The sequence below is a fragment of the Ruminococcoides sp. genome, assembly GCF_057037865.1.
Map to the genome: position 1 here is coordinate 1 of NZ_DBLZMS010000004.1, position 18,271 is coordinate 18,271.

The 18,271-nt window shown below is 41.5% G+C and carries 17 protein-coding genes and 1 pseudogene; 13 read left to right on the forward strand and 5 right to left on the reverse strand.

The annotated features are described in order from the left end of the window. Positions 1-20: 20 nt before the first annotated feature. Together AC2HW8_RS04470 and AC2HW8_RS04475 are read right to left on the reverse strand one after the other, a co-directional pair. Entirely contained in the window at positions 21-398 is a 378-nt protein-coding gene (locus tag AC2HW8_RS04470; protein ID WP_015524253.1) for a TnpV protein, read from the reverse strand. Next, a pseudogene (locus AC2HW8_RS04475) lies at positions 358-718 on the reverse strand (helix-turn-helix domain-containing protein). The gene AC2HW8_RS04470 and the pseudogene AC2HW8_RS04475 overlap by 41 nt, the downstream one beginning before the upstream one ends. A 75-nt stretch (positions 719-793) precedes the next feature. On the opposite strand from AC2HW8_RS04475, the gene AC2HW8_RS04480 reads away from it, so the two are divergent. The 6 genes from AC2HW8_RS04480 to AC2HW8_RS04505 all read left to right on the forward strand — a co-directional run bounded on the left by AC2HW8_RS04480 (position 794) and on the right by AC2HW8_RS04505 (position 7,007). Beyond that, positions 794-1,711, forward strand: a complete 918-nt coding sequence (locus AC2HW8_RS04480) for an ABC transporter permease (RefSeq protein ID WP_484327205.1) — start codon at positions 794-796, stop codon at positions 1,709-1,711. Positions 1,712-1,728: 17 nt separating this feature from the next. Continuing rightward, entirely contained in the window at positions 1,729-2,397 is a 669-nt protein-coding gene (locus tag AC2HW8_RS04485; RefSeq protein ID WP_101069493.1) for an ABC transporter ATP-binding protein, read from the forward strand. A gap of 1 nt (position 2,398) precedes the next feature. Further along, positions 2,399-3,604 (forward strand): ABC transporter permease, encoded by a 1,206-nt coding sequence (locus tag AC2HW8_RS04490; RefSeq protein WP_484327206.1) that lies wholly within the window; start codon positions 2,399-2,401, stop codon positions 3,602-3,604. A 149-nt stretch (positions 3,605-3,753) separates the two neighbouring features. Beyond that, a complete protein-coding gene (locus AC2HW8_RS04495) occupies positions 3,754-4,470 on the forward strand; it encodes a VTC domain-containing protein (protein WP_484312423.1) in 717 nt (238 codons plus the stop codon). Further along, entirely contained in the window at positions 4,463-5,158 is a 696-nt protein-coding gene (locus AC2HW8_RS04500; protein ID WP_484312425.1) for a DUF4956 domain-containing protein, read from the forward strand. Before AC2HW8_RS04495 ends, AC2HW8_RS04500 begins: the two co-directional genes overlap by 8 nt. Then, positions 5,148-7,007 carry a carbohydrate-binding domain-containing protein gene (locus AC2HW8_RS04505; RefSeq protein ID WP_484327207.1) on the forward strand — a complete coding sequence of 620 codons (1,860 nt, stop codon included), beginning with the start codon at positions 5,148-5,150 and terminating at the stop codon, positions 7,005-7,007. The genes AC2HW8_RS04500 and AC2HW8_RS04505 overlap by 11 nt, the downstream gene beginning before the upstream one ends. A gap of 196 nt (positions 7,008-7,203) precedes the next feature. On the opposite strand, the gene AC2HW8_RS04510 is transcribed toward AC2HW8_RS04505, so the two are convergent. Continuing rightward, positions 7,204-9,288 carry a glycogen debranching protein gene (locus AC2HW8_RS04510; RefSeq protein ID WP_304004604.1) on the reverse strand — a complete coding sequence of 695 codons (2,085 nt, stop codon included), beginning with the start codon at positions 9,286-9,288 and terminating at the stop codon, positions 7,204-7,206. Positions 9,289-9,504: 216 nt separating this feature from the next. Beyond that, on the reverse strand, positions 9,505-11,199 hold the full coding sequence (locus AC2HW8_RS04515; protein WP_295024306.1) for a DUF1653 domain-containing protein: 1,695 nt from the start codon (positions 11,197-11,199) through the stop codon (positions 9,505-9,507). A gap of 170 nt (positions 11,200-11,369) precedes the next feature. Here AC2HW8_RS04515 and AC2HW8_RS04520 point away from each other — a divergent pair, with 170 nt between their 5' ends. Next, positions 11,370-11,861 carry a hypothetical protein gene (locus AC2HW8_RS04520; RefSeq protein ID WP_484327208.1) on the forward strand — a complete coding sequence of 164 codons (492 nt, stop codon included), beginning with the start codon at positions 11,370-11,372 and terminating at the stop codon, positions 11,859-11,861. Positions 11,862-12,022: 161 nt separating this feature from the next. On the opposite strand, the gene AC2HW8_RS04525 is transcribed toward AC2HW8_RS04520, so the two are convergent. After that, positions 12,023-13,030, reverse strand: coding sequence for a DUF2804 family protein (locus AC2HW8_RS04525; protein WP_484327209.1), 1,008 nt, complete (start codon positions 13,028-13,030; stop codon positions 12,023-12,025). Between the two features lie 194 nt (positions 13,031-13,224). On the opposite strand from AC2HW8_RS04525, the gene AC2HW8_RS04530 reads away from it, so the two are divergent. From AC2HW8_RS04530 to AC2HW8_RS04555, 6 genes are all read left to right on the forward strand, one after another. Further along, complete coding sequence (locus AC2HW8_RS04530) at positions 13,225-13,590, forward strand: hypothetical protein (protein ID WP_484327210.1); 366 nt, start codon at positions 13,225-13,227, stop codon at positions 13,588-13,590. 150 nt (positions 13,591-13,740) lie between these two features. Continuing rightward, positions 13,741-14,241: a crossover junction endodeoxyribonuclease RuvC gene (gene ruvC / locus AC2HW8_RS04535; RefSeq protein WP_306526550.1), complete on the forward strand. Its 501-nt coding sequence runs from the start codon at positions 13,741-13,743 to the stop codon at positions 14,239-14,241. Between the two features lie 2 nt (positions 14,242-14,243). Beyond that, on the forward strand, positions 14,244-14,846 hold the full coding sequence (ruvA, locus tag AC2HW8_RS04540; protein WP_304027320.1) for a Holliday junction branch migration protein RuvA: 603 nt from the start codon (positions 14,244-14,246) through the stop codon (positions 14,844-14,846). A gap of 12 nt (positions 14,847-14,858) precedes the next feature. Next, positions 14,859-15,938 (forward strand): Holliday junction branch migration DNA helicase RuvB, encoded by a 1,080-nt coding sequence (ruvB, locus tag AC2HW8_RS04545; protein WP_046432628.1) that lies wholly within the window; start codon positions 14,859-14,861, stop codon positions 15,936-15,938. Positions 15,939-16,055: 117 nt separating this feature from the next. Then, complete coding sequence (gene glmM / locus AC2HW8_RS04550; protein WP_484327211.1) at positions 16,056-17,405, forward strand: phosphoglucosamine mutase; 1,350 nt, start codon at positions 16,056-16,058, stop codon at positions 17,403-17,405. Beyond that, on the forward strand, positions 17,405-18,268 hold the full coding sequence (locus tag AC2HW8_RS04555) for a class I SAM-dependent rRNA methyltransferase (protein ID WP_015524111.1): 864 nt from the start codon (positions 17,405-17,407) through the stop codon (positions 18,266-18,268). The genes glmM and AC2HW8_RS04555 overlap by 1 nt, the downstream gene beginning before the upstream one ends. Positions 18,269-18,271 lie beyond the last annotated feature (3 nt).

Below are 18,271 nucleotides of genomic sequence, written 5' to 3' on the forward strand. Positions count from 1 at the left end.
AAAACACTCTATCCATACCGTTATGAATAAATCATCTCATGCAAAACAATTTCTTCTGCCCGGTTGTGAATGTTATTGCAACGCTGCACCCATTCCATTTGACAGGTACGCTTTAATTCCTCTGTCACGCCCTCGGTAGCTTTCATCTGTTCCATGATAGTGTCTAACCGTTCCTGTGCCTGTTCATTCAGGTCTGCAAGATATGTCCATAACTCCCCGGTCAGTGTCAATGTGTTCAATCGGGCTGGGTGGACTTCTCTTAAATATTCCCGGTGCATCCGTCCATACTTTCCGATGGGGCGGTGTTCCTCCGGCAGCTTCAAGTCTGGGATGTAGTAATCTCCAACAAGGATATAATCAATTCCGTTTTCCGTTATTCTTGGTTTTAATTCGCTCATGTTCCTTACCTCCTGTGGAAGCAGGCTCGTCTGGTACTAACTCAATTACATCAGTAATCTCACAATTCAGCGTTTCGCAGATACGGGCTAATGTGTCCATGCTGATGTGCTTTCCCTCTTTACTCATGTTGGCAATCATATTCGTTGTCATACCAGCGGCAAGCCTTAAATCCTCTTTCCTCATATCACGCTCTAACAGTGTGTGCCAGAGTGGTTTATAGCTGATGTGCATATTTTTCCTGCCTTTCTATCCATACCACCGGGGCGGCTGCCCCGGCAGGAACTTTTCTCTTATTATAACACCAATCTTGTGTAATCACAATTTATTCTTGTAGCCTGCCGCTGATACCGTCTGGATTGTGCTTTTCCTTTCTTTTTGTTCCCTTTAATTAGCCATGAACTGTGTTGTTCCGAGTGATTTTTATCCTTTTGAGGTTGAGGATCAAAATAAAAAGCCTGATTATATTGACGGTGAAGGTTTAATAGGAGAAACCATAACAGTAAAAGCATACAACGATGATTTAATACAAGACTATAATATGGGTGGAGATTTTGTCAGTACTTCTACTCTTAATCTTCCTGCAATTGAATATAAATTAAAGGTAGTGGGTACTTATTATCTGTCACCGACCGAAACAGGCTATTATGATTCGATTTATATTTCAGAGGAAACAGCTACGAAAATATTAGATGACGCACTTACAAAAGGCGGATATTCAAAAGATAACGAAACCACTGTCGGCAAGTGGTGGAATGATTTATCGCTGAGGACTCACTATGTTGTTGTTGATGATTTTGAAAATATTGAATCGGTATATAACGCACTTACCGATATGAATGTATGCTGTGCCGATGACTCCGAACTCGGAATACAGGACAGCATAGTAAACGCTTCAAATATATTCAGCTTTGCAAGCGTATTTCTTATTATTTCTACAGTGTTGCTTTCTGTGATTATGATTATACAATCAACAGTAAACGCACTTTCACTTCGTAAATCCGATATAGGCTTGCTCAAAGCGATAGGTTATAAAAACAGTCAGATATTTGCCTGCCTTTACTGCGAACAGCTTAGGGTTACATTTACCGGATTTGCGGTTGGAACAATTATTTCGATTATAGTTACGGCTGTTTCAAATTTTTTCTTTGCAAACAGAAATTTCATCGACCGTCTGTACATTATCAATTGGGGAACTTTCGGAATTTTGCTTGCAATTTCGTTTTTGATAGTGACAATAGTTCCGCTGATATGTCAGCTCATAGCATTACGCAAGCTGAATAAAATTCAGCCCAAAGACGCAATGAATGAATAATTTTTGAGGGTGAAATAATGAAATCAATAGAATTAAAAAATGTTTCTAAAATATACAATAACAAAGTAACCGCCGTGGATAATGTATCGTTTACATTGTCAGAGGGCGAATTTGTGGCTGTTATGGGACAGTCGGGCAGCGGAAAAAGCACTCTGCTCCAAATGGCAGGTTTGCTTGACAACTGCACCTCAGGTCAGATTTTGATTAACGGCAAAGATGTGTCATCACTCGACAAAAACGAACTTGCCGACACAAGAATGAATTCACTCGGATTTGTCTTTCAGGCATTTCATCTCAATCCGCATCTCAAAGTTTTTGAAAATATAATGGTTCCAATGCTCATAAACGACCATTTCAAAAACAGAGCCGAAATGAAAGAAACTGCCGAATTGCTTGTGCAAAAGGTCGGTCTTACACACCGCATTGACCACTATCCGAGGGAACTTTCAGGCGGTGAACAGCAGAGAACAGCCATTGCAAGAGCACTTGCCAATAATCCCGACTTTATTCTTGCCGATGAACCTACAGGCAACCTTGACAGCAAAAACGAACGTATGATTTTTGAAGAGTTGAAAAAACTTACAGAGCTTGGCAAGGGTGTTCTTGTTGTCAGCCATAATGATGCCGTAACCGATTTTGCAGACAGAATTTGCGTTATGAAAGACGGCATTTTAGAGGAAAATTAAAATGAAAAATAAAAAACTCGGTATGCTTGTTAAAGCCTCAATTCTTTCACGAAAAGGTGCAACAATATTTTTTTGTTGCTTTATGGTTATTGCAACCATTCTCGTTCTTGTGTCGGCAGGAGCGGTTATGCCGCTGAAAAATAATATTGACCAAAACATAAATAATCATATTCTTAACAGAGAGTTGAATTTTGAGATAAACGAAAATACTCCTCAAAATGAAATTGACGATACAATTTTAAGCATAAAAAGCATTGAACACATAACGAGTGTTTATAACGTGCCTGCCGAACTTGATGTGTCGGAAACTTCAGGAGTGCTGTTTTCTGATTATACTCTCAGTTATGTTCACGAGGGGTATAACCTTAAAATAACAAGCGGAAGAGCTTTCAAAGAAAATGAAGAAAATGTTGCAGTTGTTCCCGAAGTTTTAAAGGATTTTAACAGCGAAAGTCAACGAATCAATAAAATTGACGGCAAAACGCTTGTGGGCAAAAATCTTGTTTTCGCTGATGAATCGGGCAAGGAACATAAGCTTAAAATTGTCGGAGTGTATAACACATCTGACCCGATTTTTACAGGCAATCAAATTCTTATTCCACGCAACAGTTTGATTGAGTTCAATAATGAAGTTATTGCAAATGCCAAAGGTTCGACTTCAATAACTTCCGATAAGGCTTATAAAATTCTCGTTGATGATGCAAAAAATCTTGAAAGTGTACAATCCGAGGTTTCCTCATATTGCGAACCGTATACAATGGACTTGAACTTTGATTCTCAGTCATACAATATCGCACTCATAATTATTATAGGTTCAATTGTATTTTTTGCATTGTTCGTAATTGCGGGACAGTATATGTTCGTCAAGAGCAACATAAGCAGACGAAGCGAAGAACTTGCTTTGTATCGCTCACTCGGTTACAAGTCTAATCAACTTTTCTATATAATATTCGCAGAATATTTCCTTATCGGAATAATATCAATTGCAGTCGGTACAATTTTGACTGTATTACTCGATATATTACTTATAAATCCGTATCTTATGAATTTTGTGGGCAATACAATGATGGAAATGACCGTGAATGTTTCGACTGTTTATGTACTGCTGTTCCTCGTGATTTATTTGATTGTACTTGCAATCGTCAGCATTTGGGCAGTAAAACGTTCTGAAAAAACGGATTTAAGTGTGTTGCTTAGAGAAAGATAATTTTATAACGAAAATAAAACTCCATATTATTATTTAAAGCAGAAATTCTGAAAAAATTCGGGATTTCTGCTTTTTTTAAATTTCATTTAAAGTTTGTAAATTATTATATAGCCACAGTAAAGAAAAGGTAAAGACAGGGAGGTCTTACAATGGGCGTTAAAAATATATTCAAGCGTTACGAACTTAAATTTATGCTGACAACACAGCAGTACATTCAGCTCAAAGAGCTTATGAAAAAATATATGCAGGGAGATGAATTCGGAAAAAGCACAATATGCAATCTCTATTTTGACACACCCGATTATCTTCTCATCAGACATTCAATTGAAAAGCCTGTCTACAAAGAAAAACTCAGACTTCGCAGTTACGGCACTCCGAAAAATGATTCAACCGTATTTGCGGAATTAAAAAAGAAGTACAAGTCGGTTGTCTATAAACGCAGAATCGGTATGAGCGAACAGGATGCAATGAAATTTCTCTGTGAAAGAAACCCTGTTAAGGATACGCAGATTACCCGTGAAATTGATTATTTTCTCGACTTCTACAACAATCCGAAACCTACGGTTTATCTCTCATATGAGCGAGAGGCATTCTTTTCAAAAACAGACAGCGATTTTAGAATGACCTTTGACCGCAATATTTTGTGGAGAGATTACGACCTTTCACTTTGCAAAGGAGTTTACGGCGAACCGATTTTGAAGAAAAATCAAGTTCTGCTTGAGGTCAAAACTGCGGCGGCAATTCCAATGTGGCTGACAATGTTTTTAAGCGAAAATCACATCTACAAAACATCTTTTTCAAAGTACGGCACAGCCTACAAAACCATTTTTGAAAGATCACTCAAGGAGGAAAAGTACTATGCTTAATAATTTATTTTCAGGTGTATTTGATTCGGCAACGCAGAGCGTAATTTCTGTTCCGATGTTTCTATTATGCGTGGGAGTTTCACTTGTAATCGGAATTTTTCTTGCGTTAGTCTATTCCTACAAGAACCAATGCACAAAAAGCTTTGTGACAACTCTTGCACTTCTGCCGTCAATTGTCTGCGTTGTAATTATGATGGTCAACGGCAATATCGGAGCCGGTGTAGCTGTTGCAGGCACATTCAGTCTTGTTCGTTTTCGTTCGGTACCCGGAAGTGCAAAGGAAATCTGTTCAATCTTTATGGCAATGGGTACAGGTCTTGTTGCAGGTATGGGATATCTCGGATTTGCAGTAGTATTCGCCCTCATTTTGGGAGTTGCGTTCCTAATCTGCAATCTTACCAATATCGGTTCATCAAAATCTGCCGACCGTGAAAGGTTGCTGAGAATCACAATTCCCGAGGATCTCGACTACACAAATATGTTTGACGATCTTCTTAAAAAATACACAACAAATTACAAGATGCTTTCTGCAAAAACCACCAATATGGGCAGTATGTTCAAGCTGACTTATCATGTTACACTCAGAAATCCAAGCCTTGAAAAGGAGTTTATTGATGCGTTAAGATGCAGAAACGGCAACCTTGAAATTATGCTCTCGGCACAGGAGGCGACTGTTAATGAGCTGTAAAAAAATTATCTCGGCTGTATTGCTTTCGGCATTTGTAACCGCAGCCTTTGCAGGCTGTTCAAATTCCGACACACAGACAGCCGATGAGGCAACAGTAAAAATATCATCAAGTTCAACTTCATCAAATGCAGACGATTCATCAACCGATGATGAAATGTTCACGGCAAGGGACAAGGAAATCGGATATGACGAATCAGAATGCGAAACGATTACACTTTCAGACAATGCAAGCACAAGCAGTCTTAAAAGCGTTAAGATTGACGGCAACACGATAACCGTAAGCGAGCAGGGAACATACATCGTTTCGGGTACGCTCTCTGACGGTCAGATTATTATTGACGGAGACAAAAATGAAAAAATCCGTCTTATCCTTGACGGAGTGACAATCAATTCAAACACAGGCGCACCGATTTATGTAAAGCAGACCGACAAGCTGTTTATCACTCTTGCCGAAAGCAGTAAAAATGTTCTTACAAACAATAAGAAATTCACGGCAGACGGTGACAACAATGTTGATGCGGTAATTTTCTCAAAAGATGATATTACTCTCAACGGCAACGGCAGTCTTGAAATCACAACAAACTGCGGACACGGCATTGTGTCAAAGGACGATTTAAAAATCACAAGCGGTACATATTCGATTACATCAAGTTCACACGCTCTTGACGGTAAGGACAGCGTGAGAATCGCATCGGGTACATTTACGCTCAATTCCGACAAGGACGGTATTCACAGCGAAAATGCCGATGATACCTCACTCGGATTCATATATATTGCAGGTGGCACTTTCAGAATCACAAGTGACGGCGACGGAATGGATGCGTCGGCACACCTGACAATTCTCGATTGCAACGCAACAATCAAGTCGGGCGGCGGTGCATCAAATGCCGAGAAAAAACAGGAAGAATTCGGCAGAATGGAAGATGCTTCATCAAGCACAGACAGCGATACCGCAAGCGCAAAGGGTATTAAGGCAGGCGGAAATCTCTCAATTTCGGGCGGTACACTCAGCCTTGACTGTGCAGATGACGCTGTTCATTCAAACGCTGATATCAGCATTTCAAACGGCAATCTTACAATTGCAACGGGTGATGACGGTATTCATGCCGACAGCAGTCTTAAAATTTCAGGCGGTACAATCAATGTAACGGAAAGCTACGAGGGTATTGAGGGACTTGAAATTACGGTAAGCGGCGGTACACTCTCTGTTGTGTCAAGCGATGACGGATTCAATGCCGCAGGCGGTAATGATTCAAGCGGTTACGGCGGCGGAATGCCACAGGATAATTTTTCAGCCGACAGCGATGCCAAAATCACAATTTCGGGCGGAAAGATTACAGTTGATGCAAAGGGTGACGGTCTTGATTCCAACGGCTCGCTCTGTGTATCGGGCGGTGAAATCTTTGTAACAGGTCCTTCGGACAACGGCAACGGCGCTCTCGATTATAACGGTGACGCACAGATTACGGGCGGTACAATCGTTGCGGTCGGTATGAGCGGAATTACTCAGAACTTCGGCTCATCTTCAACACAGGGTTCAATCCTTTCAAACACGGCAACCAATACAAGCGGTGAGGTTGTTCTCAAAGACAGCAACGGCAATGTGCTTGTTTCATTCACTCCGTCACGGGAATATAATTCGGTAGTTGTAAGCACACCCGATGTCAAAAAAGGCTCAACCTACACACTTACAACAGGTGACAGCAGTACAACAATTGAAATGTCGGATATTATCTACGGCGAATCCACTCAGGGCAGAGCTCCTAACGGTGGCGGACAAGGCGGTCCGAACGGCAGAGGTCAAGCGCCCAACGGCAATATGGGCGGAGGCTTTGGTAACAGACCGTAAAGCTAAACTAACTTTTTCTCAATATTTTCATACAAAAAACAGGAGTCGCTCGCATAAACGATTCCTGTTTTTGCCCCTAAAATTGTTTTTTGTTTTCCGATTATTAAAGAATTTAGAAATTATATATAAAAACATGAAGCCCCCACACATTTTCGTGTAGGGGCGGTTTTCTTAAACAAAGAAATTGTCCTTATAATTAAAATCTTTCTCCGACAGCAACAATGACACTTCTGCCTGCCATATTAATTCGTCTGTCATAGAGAATAACATTTCTGTCCTCAAGGATTACATCCTGAGGCTCGTTGCCTGTGTTTACATAAAGCTTCCAGTGGTATCCTTCGGGAAGGTCGGGAAGCTCAACATTTACATAATCCCAATAAGCATTGACGCCAAAGTAAACAAACTCGTCAAGCCCCTGTTGTTTAAGACTTACACCGGCATACATAACGCCAATCATTCTTGTATCATCGTAATACTTGGCACTCCACGCAACATTTGAATGGATGCTGACAGGCGGATAACTGCATGTTGCCTTGCCTCTGCTGTCTGTAATAATGTGGAATCTCTTTCTGAAAGCAATCATATATTTAAAAAATTCAAATACATCCTTATGCTTTTCTTTTCTTGTCCAGTCAAGCCATGAGATAATGTTGTCCTGACAGTAAGCGTTGTTGTTGCCGAACTGAGTGTTGCAAAATTCATCACCTGCAAGGAAAAGAGCAGGTCCCTGACTGCACATAAGGGTTGCAAAAGCATTCTTTATCATTTTGATACGGAGCTTGTTGATATTGTAATCATTTGTATCACCCTCGGCACCGCAGTTCCAGCTGTTGTTGTCATTAGCACCGTCAGTATTGTTCCAGCCGTTTTCGAGATTGTGCTTTTCGTTGTATGAATACATATCATAAAGAGTAAATCCGTCATGACAGGTAAGAAAGTTTACCGACGCATTGTAGCCTCTGTAGGTAGGGTCATACAAATCTCTTGAGCCTGTAATTCTCTGAGCCGCATCCCATGCAAGGTGGCTGTCGCCTTTAAGAAATCTTCTGAGGTCGTCACGGTATCTTCCGTTCCATTCAGCCCATCTGTTCCATGACGGGAAACTGCCGACCTGATAAAGTCCGCCTGCGTCCCATGCCTCCGCAATAAGCTTTACTCCGCCGAGAATCGGATCAAACGCAAGGCTCTTGAGAAGCGGAGGTTTATCCATAGGAGTACCGTCCTCGTTTCTTCCCAAAATTGACGCAAGGTCAAAACGGAAACCGTCAATGCGGTATTCTGTTACCCAATAACGCAGACAGTCAAGTATAAACTGCTGCACAATCGGCTGATTGCAGTTGAGAACATTGCCGCAACCGCTGAAATTGTAATACTTTCCGTCCGGAGTGAGCATATAGTAAATGTTGTTGTCAATGCCCTTGAACGAGAAATACGGTCCCATTTCGTTGCCCTCTGCCGTGTGGTTGAACACAACATCAAGGATAACTTCAATTCCGTTTTCGTGAAGATCACGAACAAGCTGTTTAAGCTCTCTGCCTTCGTGATGATGCTTGTGGTCGCTTTCATAGCTTGTGTTCGGAGCAAAAAAACATACGGTGTTATAGCCCCAGTAATCGTAGAGCTGACGACCCTCATAATTACGATATGAGCCCATTTCGTCAAACTCAAAAATAGGCATCATTTCAACGGCATTGATGCCCAGTTCTTTAAGATAGGGGATTTTTTCACGGATACCTGCGAATGTGCCTTTGTTTTTAACGCCTGAGGAGCCGTCCTGAGTAAAGCCTCTTACATGCAATTCATAAATAATAAGCTCTTCAAACGGAAGCTTCGGCTGAGTGCAGTTGCCCCAGTCATAGTCGCTGTTTACAACTCTTGCCTTATAAACACCCTCATGCTCCTGTTTTTTACCCCAGCCGCTCTGACCGATTACAGCCTTTGCGTATGGGTCAAGAATGTATTTCTTTTTATCAAAAATAATTCCTTTTTCGGGTTCATACGGACCGTCAAAGGAATATGCATACTCAAAATCAATCTCATCAAGACCGAACACGAGCATTGAATAGGTGTTGCCGATTTTGTAAGAATCCGGAAATCTGAGCCTTGCATACGGAAATTTTGCATAAGGTCTGAATAAAAGCAATGTACACTCAACGGCATAAACCGAATGAATAGTAAAGTTCACACCGCCGGAAACGGTTGTTGCACCGTTTAAAAGAAAGTTGCCGGGTCTGACATCGAAACCACCTACATTATCGGTTGGCTTTAAATCCCTCAACATAATATTCAATCCCCCTAAGTTACTTTCAAAAAAAACAAAAATTCAGTCAAACACAACATATGTCTATTTTATCATATTATGTGATTTATTCAACACACTATTTGCAAAAATATAGTCAAATCTTGTCATCACGATTAAAAAGCAGTATTTTTACACAAAAAAAGACCGGAATAAAAAATATATTCGGTCTTTTTAATCATTTGCTTACGCTTATTGTCAACCTATAAAAGTAAATCTGTCTGTTTTTCTGCCGTCAACATCAACTTTTTCGGCAAACATTTCGACAGGTCTTGCCCACACTTCACTTGTGTTGTGGAGATTTCTGTAAATTACAAGTTTTTCACCTGTTTCGCTGTGGGTTGCAAAGTTGATAACCTCATATTCGCCACCCTTGAAATGTAGGTAAATACCCGGCTTGATTTCTTTTGTCGTATTTTCGGCATTGTCCGAATTGCTTTCACAGCAATTTTCTGTTTTAACAGCTTTAACTGAAGTTTCTTCATTTGCAGGAGCTTCGTCAATTTCAGCTGCCCTGCAATCTGTATTGTCTGCATTGAAATCAACCCTGAAACTTCCGTCATTAACAACAAGAATCCTTGACTGATACGGCTGCATTTCAATTTCATAGTAACCGTTTACATCAATAACTTCGTTGCCGTTGAGAACATCTGTAAGCTTTGCGTTGCAGCCTGTGTCAAAACCGATTCTTTCAACACGGTCTGTAAGGTTGAATGCAACAAAAACAGTCTGATTGTCGGTTTTTCTTCTGTATACAAGCTTTTCATTCTGAATATTTATGTTTTCAAAATCGCCGTACTTGAGAGCTTCGAGTGCAAGTCTTACTACACCGAGTTTTTTGATATGCTCAAGAAGTTCATAGTTCGGATTCGGAATGGAATCAAGATCAAGACAGGGACGAAGCTCATAATCGCTGTAGGCAGTTCTCATACCCTCAATGCCAAATTCACTTCCGTAGTAAATTGACGGTACTCCGGGCATTGTATACATCATCGTGTAAACATTGTTGAGATGATTTTTGTCTTTAAGCATACTTGCAACACGGTTTACATCGTGGTTATCAACGAAATTATATGTGTAGATGTTTCTGTAAATACCGCCGTTAGCAAACTGTCTGTTAAGAGAATGAGCAATTTCAAAATAGTTGTGGTCATTATGGCTTGAATAAATGCCTTTGTAGCATTCGTAGTTTGTAACCGAGTCAAGTACATCGGGATTTGCCCAATGATTGTAATCGCCGTGGGTAATCTCACCGTAGAGCCAGAAATCGGACTTTTTCTCTTTGCAAACATTTTTTAATTTCTTGAAAAATTCAATGTCAATGCAGTCAGCCGCATCAAGGCGAAGTCCGTCAATATCAAACTCATCAATCCAAAATCTTGCACAGTCAAGAAGATAGTTTACTACCTCGTCATTGTGGAGATTAAGCTTTACAAGGTCGTAGTAACCTGCCCAGCCCTCATAGCTGAAACCGTCGTTATACGGGTTGTTGTTCCGGAAGTTTACATTTTCAAACCAAGACGCATATCTTGAATTTTCACGGTTCTGTTGAACATCTTTGAAGGCAAAGAAATCTCTTCCCACATGATTAAAAACGCCGTCAAGCATAATTCTGATGCCGTTATCGTGAAGTGTTTTGCAAATTTTTTTGAAAGATTCGTTGTCACCGAGCCGACAGTCGATTTTTTTATAATCAATAGTATCATAGCCGTGTTTTGAACTTTCAAAAACAGGGTTAAAAACAAGTGCGTTTACCGACATTGACTTCATATGGTCAATCCAGCCGTAAATTTTGTCAAGTCTGTATTCCTGCTTGAAATCATTCTCCTTTGGTGCTCCGCAAAAACCGAGCGGATAAATATTGTAAATTACGGATTCATTTATATATCCCATTATATTATCTCCTTTTTGCACAGAATAAAGCAATGTACGAATGCAGTGTTTTGTGTACATTAGTCATAATTATAACACTAAAATTTCTATTGTGCAACTGAATAATTTGTGTTACAATGTAACATATTGATGATTTAAAAATGATTTTAAAAAAATCTCGGAGGAACAAAATGCTCAAAATACCCGAAAACAAAACAAGAAAAAAATTAAGAATCACACTTTGCGTGCTTTATCTCGTTGAAATCGTACTCTGTGCGTTGCCGTATTTCCAGTACATTGACGAAAAAAATGTACTCCATTCTTATTCCGTATTTGATGTTATGTCTGTATGGGGACTCAGCGGTTCAAATGATGCGGTTTTTAAGTATTCGCTCTTTATGCCGATTTTCTTCATTATTCCGATTGCAGGATTTTTCTTCTGCGCTCTTGACAAAGAACGCAATATGAAGAATATCGTTTCAATCATCTGCTGTCTGCTCGGTGTGCTTTCAATTATCACAATGGTAAGCTATACAATCAGCCTTGCTTCTGTAATTGCACTTCTTTTGTACATTCTTATCTGTTTTCTCACAACACTTTCAATCTTTGCAAGATTTACCGACAAGGATGCTACAAAAGCTCCTGTTAAGCAGAAAAACACAGACCCGAACAGGGAAGTGTAATTTTACAAATTAAAAGTTGAAAACGGAAAATTGAAAATTTCGGTCGGGAACACAGTTTGCTTAATGCAAAGCATTGTTTTCCAGACTTTATTTTATAAAATTAAAACACGGCAGTTCATTATCTGAAATGATTGCCGTGTTTATTTTTGCCGATTTTATTTTTAAAATTCCGTCAGAACAATGTGTGCCTGAGAATTATCGAGGACTAACGGCTTATCCATATCAACTCTCTTTAGTTCTCCGTAGAGTCTGCCGAAAATTACGGTTGTTTTGTCCATATATGCCGCCATAGCCTCGCCTTTTACGGTGAACGGTTTGAATGTAATGTCAACTGCCGAATATCCCGCCTTAAAGTACCACGGTCTGTCAAGCTTTCCGCCTGTGCTTTTAACATTTATCTGCGACAATTTTACAAGATGACCGTCTGTGAAAAAGCAATTTTCGTTGCCGTAACGGTTGTCACCGACTCTGCTTGCAAGGCAGAGGGAAAAGCGTTTTCCGTCAATAAAGCAGTCGGAGCTTAATCTCTGATAATCATGCTTTCTCGGTTTTGAAAAGCGTGTCCAGTCAAAGTAAGCGTTTGTGGTTGTTTCGTTTAAAGAATATTCCATACCGCCAACACGGATAATTCCGCCTGCGACAAATTTGGGAACAAAGCGTTTGAGATAAAAATATTTTCTGTCTCTCTCAAAGGGTGCAATTTCGTTAAGACTTTCGCCCGCCGTCTTTTTGAGATTAATGTTAAAGTAAAGATTTTTTATGCCGCCAAAGTCGATAAAATCACATTTTAAAAATCTTCCGTTCGGTGTGTTTGTCAACTGCAGCTGAAGCCTTTTGTCCGTGTACAAAAGCTCTCCCGAACTGCCCGATTCGGGAAGCTCGTTCTTGCTGAAAACAAATTTCTTTATAACACAATCATAAATCACACCGCCTCTTTTAAGGTCGGCAACCGCAATTTTTACCGCAAATTCCATGCCTAAATTTTCAACCGAAAGATAGAGCGAAACCTCTGTGTTGCTTATGAAATAGCAATCCCTTTCGCTGTGTTTTCCGCTTGTTTTGCTCTGTTCGCTGTTATATTCAAAAACAGGCGTTCTTGCCCAGCCTGCACACATAACCTCTCCGTTTTCTTCAAAAACATTATGCTTTTCGGTTATCTCATGTTGCAAAACAATCCCTCCGTGTTCTCGTTTTTAAAATTTTCCATAAAATCACACCATACAATATACACAAAATAATTATGCTTTTCAAGAATTATAACAAAACTGTAAATTTCGTTTTCTGCCGTCAACGGTATATGTACTAATTTTCGGATTTCATGAATAATCTGTAATAATATCATATACCTGTGAGGGCGTTTTTTATGAAGAAATTTGTCATTTTGCTTTTAATCTCCTTATGTTTTCTGCTTTGTTCATGCAGTGCCGACACATCGGGATATCAAAACGAGCTTACCTGCACAGACTGGAGTGCAGAGCTTGACGGCGGCGGAAAGATAAGCCTTTCGTTTGACGGTGGCAATGCGTCTCTTATTATGATGAGCGGAAAAGACAAGGCGGAGCTTTGCGGAAAATATGTTGCCGATGATACAACGCTTGTCATATTTGTGCCGAAACTTTACCGAAACTACACCTTTGAATATATTCCCCACGGAAAAAAGCTCGATTTGTCATACAACGGTTCAAAAATTACGCTCAGCTGTGCCGATAACACGCAAAAAACCGAGTAAATCAGCCGTTCAATGTTTCTTATGTACATTTTGAGCGGAATACGCAGATTAACGAATAATTTTATTGATAAATAAAGTTGTGTGTGTTATAATGTTTTAAGCTATGTTATTATGCCATTTTTGGATTTTTTCGGAGGTATTGTTTTGGTAGTGTTTGGAATTGATCCCGGATATGCCATTGTAGGTTGGGGAGCAATCAATTTTCAATCGAATACATATAAAACTCTTGGTTACGGTGCAATTGAAACTGTTGCCGGAACTGATTTTAACAAACGGCTTGAGTACATCTATGACGAAACCTATGCTATTCTCAACAGATGTCGCCCCGACGCTCTTGCAATCGAAAAACTTTACTTTCAGACCAATCAGAAAACGGCTATCAATGTTGCTCAGGCAAGGGGAGTAACCCTGCTTGCGGCACAAAAACTTAAAATACCAATCTTTGAGTACACTCCTCTTCAGGTCAAAACGGCTGTAACGGGATACGGCAAGGCTAAAAAACCACAGGTTATGGAAATGACCGCAAGGCTTTTAAAGCTGAAAGAAATTCCAAAACCCGATGATACCTGTGATGCACTTGCAATTGCAATCTGTCACACACAGGCGGCAGGCTCACAGCTCAGAAGAGTAATGTACGGAAAGGGACTTTAAATATGCTTTATTCCGTAAGAGGAAAACTTATTGCTATAGAATCAAATGCGGCGGTAGTAGAGTGCGGCGGTGTCGGCTATATGTGCCAGACAACAATGAACACACTCAAAGCCGTAAAGCTTAACACAGAGGTAACGCTTTACACCTACCTTAATGTAAGGGAAGATGCGGTTGACCTTTTCGGCTTTGCAACAAAGGCAGAGCTTGAAACCTTTAAAAACCTTATCAGCGTAAGCGGTGTAGGTCCAAAGGCAGGACTTGCGGTTTTGTCGGAGCTCAGTCCCGAACAGGTTGCAATGGCAATTGCCTCCGATGACCTCAAAACAATTACAAGAGCACAGGGAATAGGCAAAAAAATTGCACAGAGAATTGTTCTTGAACTCAAGGACAAGCTTGCAAAAGCGGCTAAGGAGGACAGCTCTTTTGCACAGGCGGCACATAACAGTGTGAATGTTTCAACGGGAAATGTTCCGAAAGCAATCGAGGCACTCGGGGTTTTGGGTTATTCTCCTTCGGATGTTTCGCCCGTACTCGCAACACTCGACAGCGCCTTGCCTGTTGAACAGCTTATTTCGCTCACATTAAAACAGATGGGAAGACAGTAACATATGAGTAAAATGGAATTCTCGGATGAATTTGATTTTGAAAACAGAATAACCGATACTTCCGAAATTCCCGAAGATACGGCAGAGAGCGACAACCCTCTGCGACCGAAAACACTTTCGGAATACATAGGACAGGAAAAGGCAAAGGAAAACCTCAAGGTCTTTATCGAGGCGGCAAAAATCAGAGGCGAAACCCTTGACCATGTACTGCTCTACGGCCCTCCGGGACTCGGTAAAACAACTCTTTCGGGAATCATTGCGAATGAACTCGGTGTGTCAATGAGAATAACCTCAGGCCCTGCAATTGAAAAGCCGGGTGATCTTGCGGCATTGCTTACCAACCTTAACGAGGGCGATGTGCTTTTTATTGACGAAATTCACAGACTGAGCCGTTCCGTTGAAGAAATACTTTACCCTTCAATGGAGGACTTTGCAATTGACATCATCACGGGTAAAGGTCAGATGGCGGCTTCGTATCATCTGCCGTTGCCAAAATTTACACTTGTCGGAGCAACCACAAGAGCAGGTCAGCTGACCGCTCCTTTGCGTGACCGCTTCGGTGTGGTGTTAAGACTTGAGCTCTACACTCCCGAGGAGCTTGCACAGATTGTTGAAAGAAGTGCAGGAATCCTCGGAATAAAAATTGAACATGACGGTGCGCTTGAAATTGCGTCCCGTTCAAGGGGAACACCACGAATTGCAAACCGACTTTTAAAGCGTGTGCGTGACTTTGCACAGGTTATGTCAAACGGCGTCATCACACTTGAAACCGCAAGGACAGCACTTGACAGACTCGAAATTGACGAACTCGGTCTTGACCGCAACGACAGAAGAATGCTTGAGGCAATCGTTCGTTTTTACAACGGCGGTCCTGTCGGACTTGAAACACTTGCGGCGGCAATCGGTGAAGAGGCTGTAACAATCGAGGATGTCTATGAACCGTATCTTTTGCAGATAGGTTTTGTCAGCAGAACACCGAGAGGCAGATGCATAACTGCCGAGGCTTGCAAGCATCTCGGCTGTGAATTTCCTAAGGGCGTTGTAAATGCACAGCCTACACAGCCGACTCTCTTTGGTGACAGGGAGTCATAAATCAGTCACAATATGAGTGTATAATTCGACAGAGTGCAAGGCTTTTACTTGGGTTATACCGAAAATTGCAGTTTTGAAAATTTACAATCTACAAATTTTAACGGAGGAATATATATAATGGGAAGATTATTCGGTACAGACGGTGCAAGAGGTGTTGCAAACGCAGAGCTTACACCCGAACTTGCAATGAATATAGGCAGAGCGGCGGCAATGGTTCTTATCAGCGATGAGGTTGAACACCCCACAATTTTAATCGGTAAGGACACAAGACTTTCGGGCGATATGCTCGAGGGCGCACTTATTGCAGGACTTTGCTCGGTAGGTGCAAATGTTCACATTCTCGGGGTAGTTCCTACTCCTGCGGTTGCTTATCTTGTAGGAAAATACAATGCCGATGCAGGTATTATGATTTCCGCATCACACAACCCGTTTGAATTTAACGGTATCAAAATTTTCAGTTCTGACGGATGCAAGCTCCCCGATGCCCTCGAAAACAGAATTGAAGAAATCGTACTTGACCATGTTGTGCCGTATGCATCCGCAACAGATGAAAATATCGGCAGAGTAACATATGATACAGAGGCGGCTGATTTGTATATTGACCACCTTGTTTCGGCAGTTGACTGCGACTTTGAGGGTATGGAAATCGCCCTTGACTGCTCAAACGGTTCTTCTTCAAGAACAGCCGAAAAGCTTTTCACAAAGCTTGGTGCAAAGGTTCATATGCTTTTTGACAAGCCTGATGGTGTGAACATCAACCGTGACTGCGGTTCAACTCATATGAGCAAATTGCAGAAGTATGTTCGTGAACACAAGCTTTCATGCGGTCTTGCATTTGACGGTGACGCCGACAGATGTCTTGCGGTTGACGAAAGCGGAAACCTTGTTGACGGCGATTATCTTATTGCAATCTGTGCAAATGATATGAAGCAGAGAGGCGTACTCAAAAAGAATGCCGTTGTCGGAACAATTATGACAAACATGGGCTTTAACAAGTTCTGCGAAGAAAACGATATGCACTTTGTTTCAACAAAGGTTGGCGACAGATATGTTCTTGAGGCTATGATGCAGGAGGGCTACAACATCGGCGGCGAGCAGAGCGGTCACATCATTTTGCTTGACTACGCAACAACAGGCGACGGTCAGCTTTCAGGTGCAATGATTCTCAGCATTATGAAGAGAACAGGCGAAAAGCTCAGTCAGCTTGCAAAGATTATGGAGCGTTTGCCGCAGGTGCTCATTAATGTAAAGGTCAGCAGAGAGGGCAAGCTCTCATTCTATACAGACAGGGAAATCAAGGCTGAAATCGAAAGAGTTAGCGAAATCCTCGGTGACAGAGGCAGAATCCTTGTTCGTGTGTCGGGAACAGAACCTCTCGTAAGAGTAATGCTCGAGGGTGAAAACCTCGAAGAAATTCAGAACCTTGCGGAAGAAGCCGCACAGGTAGTAAGGGAAAGACTTGCATAATGCGATTATCTGATAAATGGAAAGATTATGAACTTATAGATACCTCTGACGGGGAAAGACTGGAAAGATGGGGAGATATAATCCTTATCCGTCCCGATCCGCAGATTATCTGGTCAAGCGAAAAGAAAAATCCTCTTTGGTATTCGGCACATGCCCGTTACCACCGCTCAAATCGTGGCGGAGGAAGTTGGGAGCAGTACAAAAAAGTTCCCGACCGCTGGACTGTAAATTACGGCGACCTCGTTTTCAACATCAAGCCTATGGGATTCAAGCACACGGGTGTGTTCCCCGAACAGGCAGTAAACTGGGATTTTGCCGCAGAAAAAATTAAAAACGAAAACAGACCGCTTAAAATTCTCAACCTTTTCGGTTACACAGGCTGTGCAACTCTTGCGTGTATGAACGCAGGCGCAACCGTTTGCCATGTTGACGCATCAAAGGGCATGGTTCAGTGGGCAAAGGAAAATGCCGCATCAAGCGGTATTGCCGACAGACCTGTCCGTTGGCTCGTTGACGATTGCGTAAAATTTGTACAGCGTGAAATCCGCCGTGGCAACAGGTATGACGGAATCATTATGGATCCTCCGTCGTACGGCAGAGGTCCGGGCGGTGAGGTCTGGAAACTTGAAGAACAGCTTTATTCACTCGTAACCCTGTGCAAACAGGTTCTCTCAGACAATCCGCTGTTTTTCATTCTCAATTCCTACACAACGGGACTTTCTCCCGCTGTAATGGAGTATTTGCTCGGAGTTCTTTTGCAGAAGGACTTCGGCGGAAAAGTATCAAGCGATGAAATAGGACTGAAGGTGAGCGACACGGGACTTGTATTGCCGTGCGGCTCAACCGCAATATGGGAGAAATAATAA

Coding starts and splice junctions, on each gene's coding strand:
- AC2HW8_RS04495 (WP_484312423.1), top strand. CDS start 3,754: ATGGGCGTTAAAAATATATTCAAGCGTTACGAACTTAAATTTATGCTG.
- AC2HW8_RS04470 (WP_015524253.1), bottom strand. CDS start 398: ATGAGCGAATTAAAACCAAGAATAACGGAAAACGGAATTGATTATATC.
- AC2HW8_RS04555 (WP_015524111.1), top strand. CDS start 17,405: ATGCGATTATCTGATAAATGGAAAGATTATGAACTTATAGATACCTCT.
- AC2HW8_RS04485 (WP_101069493.1), top strand. CDS start 1,729: ATGAAATCAATAGAATTAAAAAATGTTTCTAAAATATACAATAACAAA.
- AC2HW8_RS04520 (WP_484327208.1), top strand. CDS start 11,370: ATGCTCAAAATACCCGAAAACAAAACAAGAAAAAAATTAAGAATCACA.
- AC2HW8_RS04490 (WP_484327206.1), top strand. CDS start 2,399: ATGAAAAATAAAAAACTCGGTATGCTTGTTAAAGCCTCAATTCTTTCA.
- AC2HW8_RS04505 (WP_484327207.1), top strand. CDS start 5,148: ATGAGCTGTAAAAAAATTATCTCGGCTGTATTGCTTTCGGCATTTGTA.
- AC2HW8_RS04510 (WP_304004604.1), bottom strand. CDS start 9,288: ATGTTGAGGGATTTAAAGCCAACCGATAATGTAGGTGGTTTCGATGTC.
- AC2HW8_RS04515 (WP_295024306.1), bottom strand. CDS start 11,199: ATGGGATATATAAATGAATCCGTAATTTACAATATTTATCCGCTCGGT.
- ruvA (WP_304027320.1), top strand. CDS start 14,244: ATGCTTTATTCCGTAAGAGGAAAACTTATTGCTATAGAATCAAATGCG.
- ruvB (WP_046432628.1), top strand. CDS start 14,859: ATGGAATTCTCGGATGAATTTGATTTTGAAAACAGAATAACCGATACT.
- AC2HW8_RS04530 (WP_484327210.1), top strand. CDS start 13,225: ATGAAGAAATTTGTCATTTTGCTTTTAATCTCCTTATGTTTTCTGCTT.
- AC2HW8_RS04480 (WP_484327205.1), top strand. CDS start 794: ATGAACTGTGTTGTTCCGAGTGATTTTTATCCTTTTGAGGTTGAGGAT.
- AC2HW8_RS04500 (WP_484312425.1), top strand. CDS start 4,463: ATGCTTAATAATTTATTTTCAGGTGTATTTGATTCGGCAACGCAGAGC.
- glmM (WP_484327211.1), top strand. CDS start 16,056: ATGGGAAGATTATTCGGTACAGACGGTGCAAGAGGTGTTGCAAACGCA.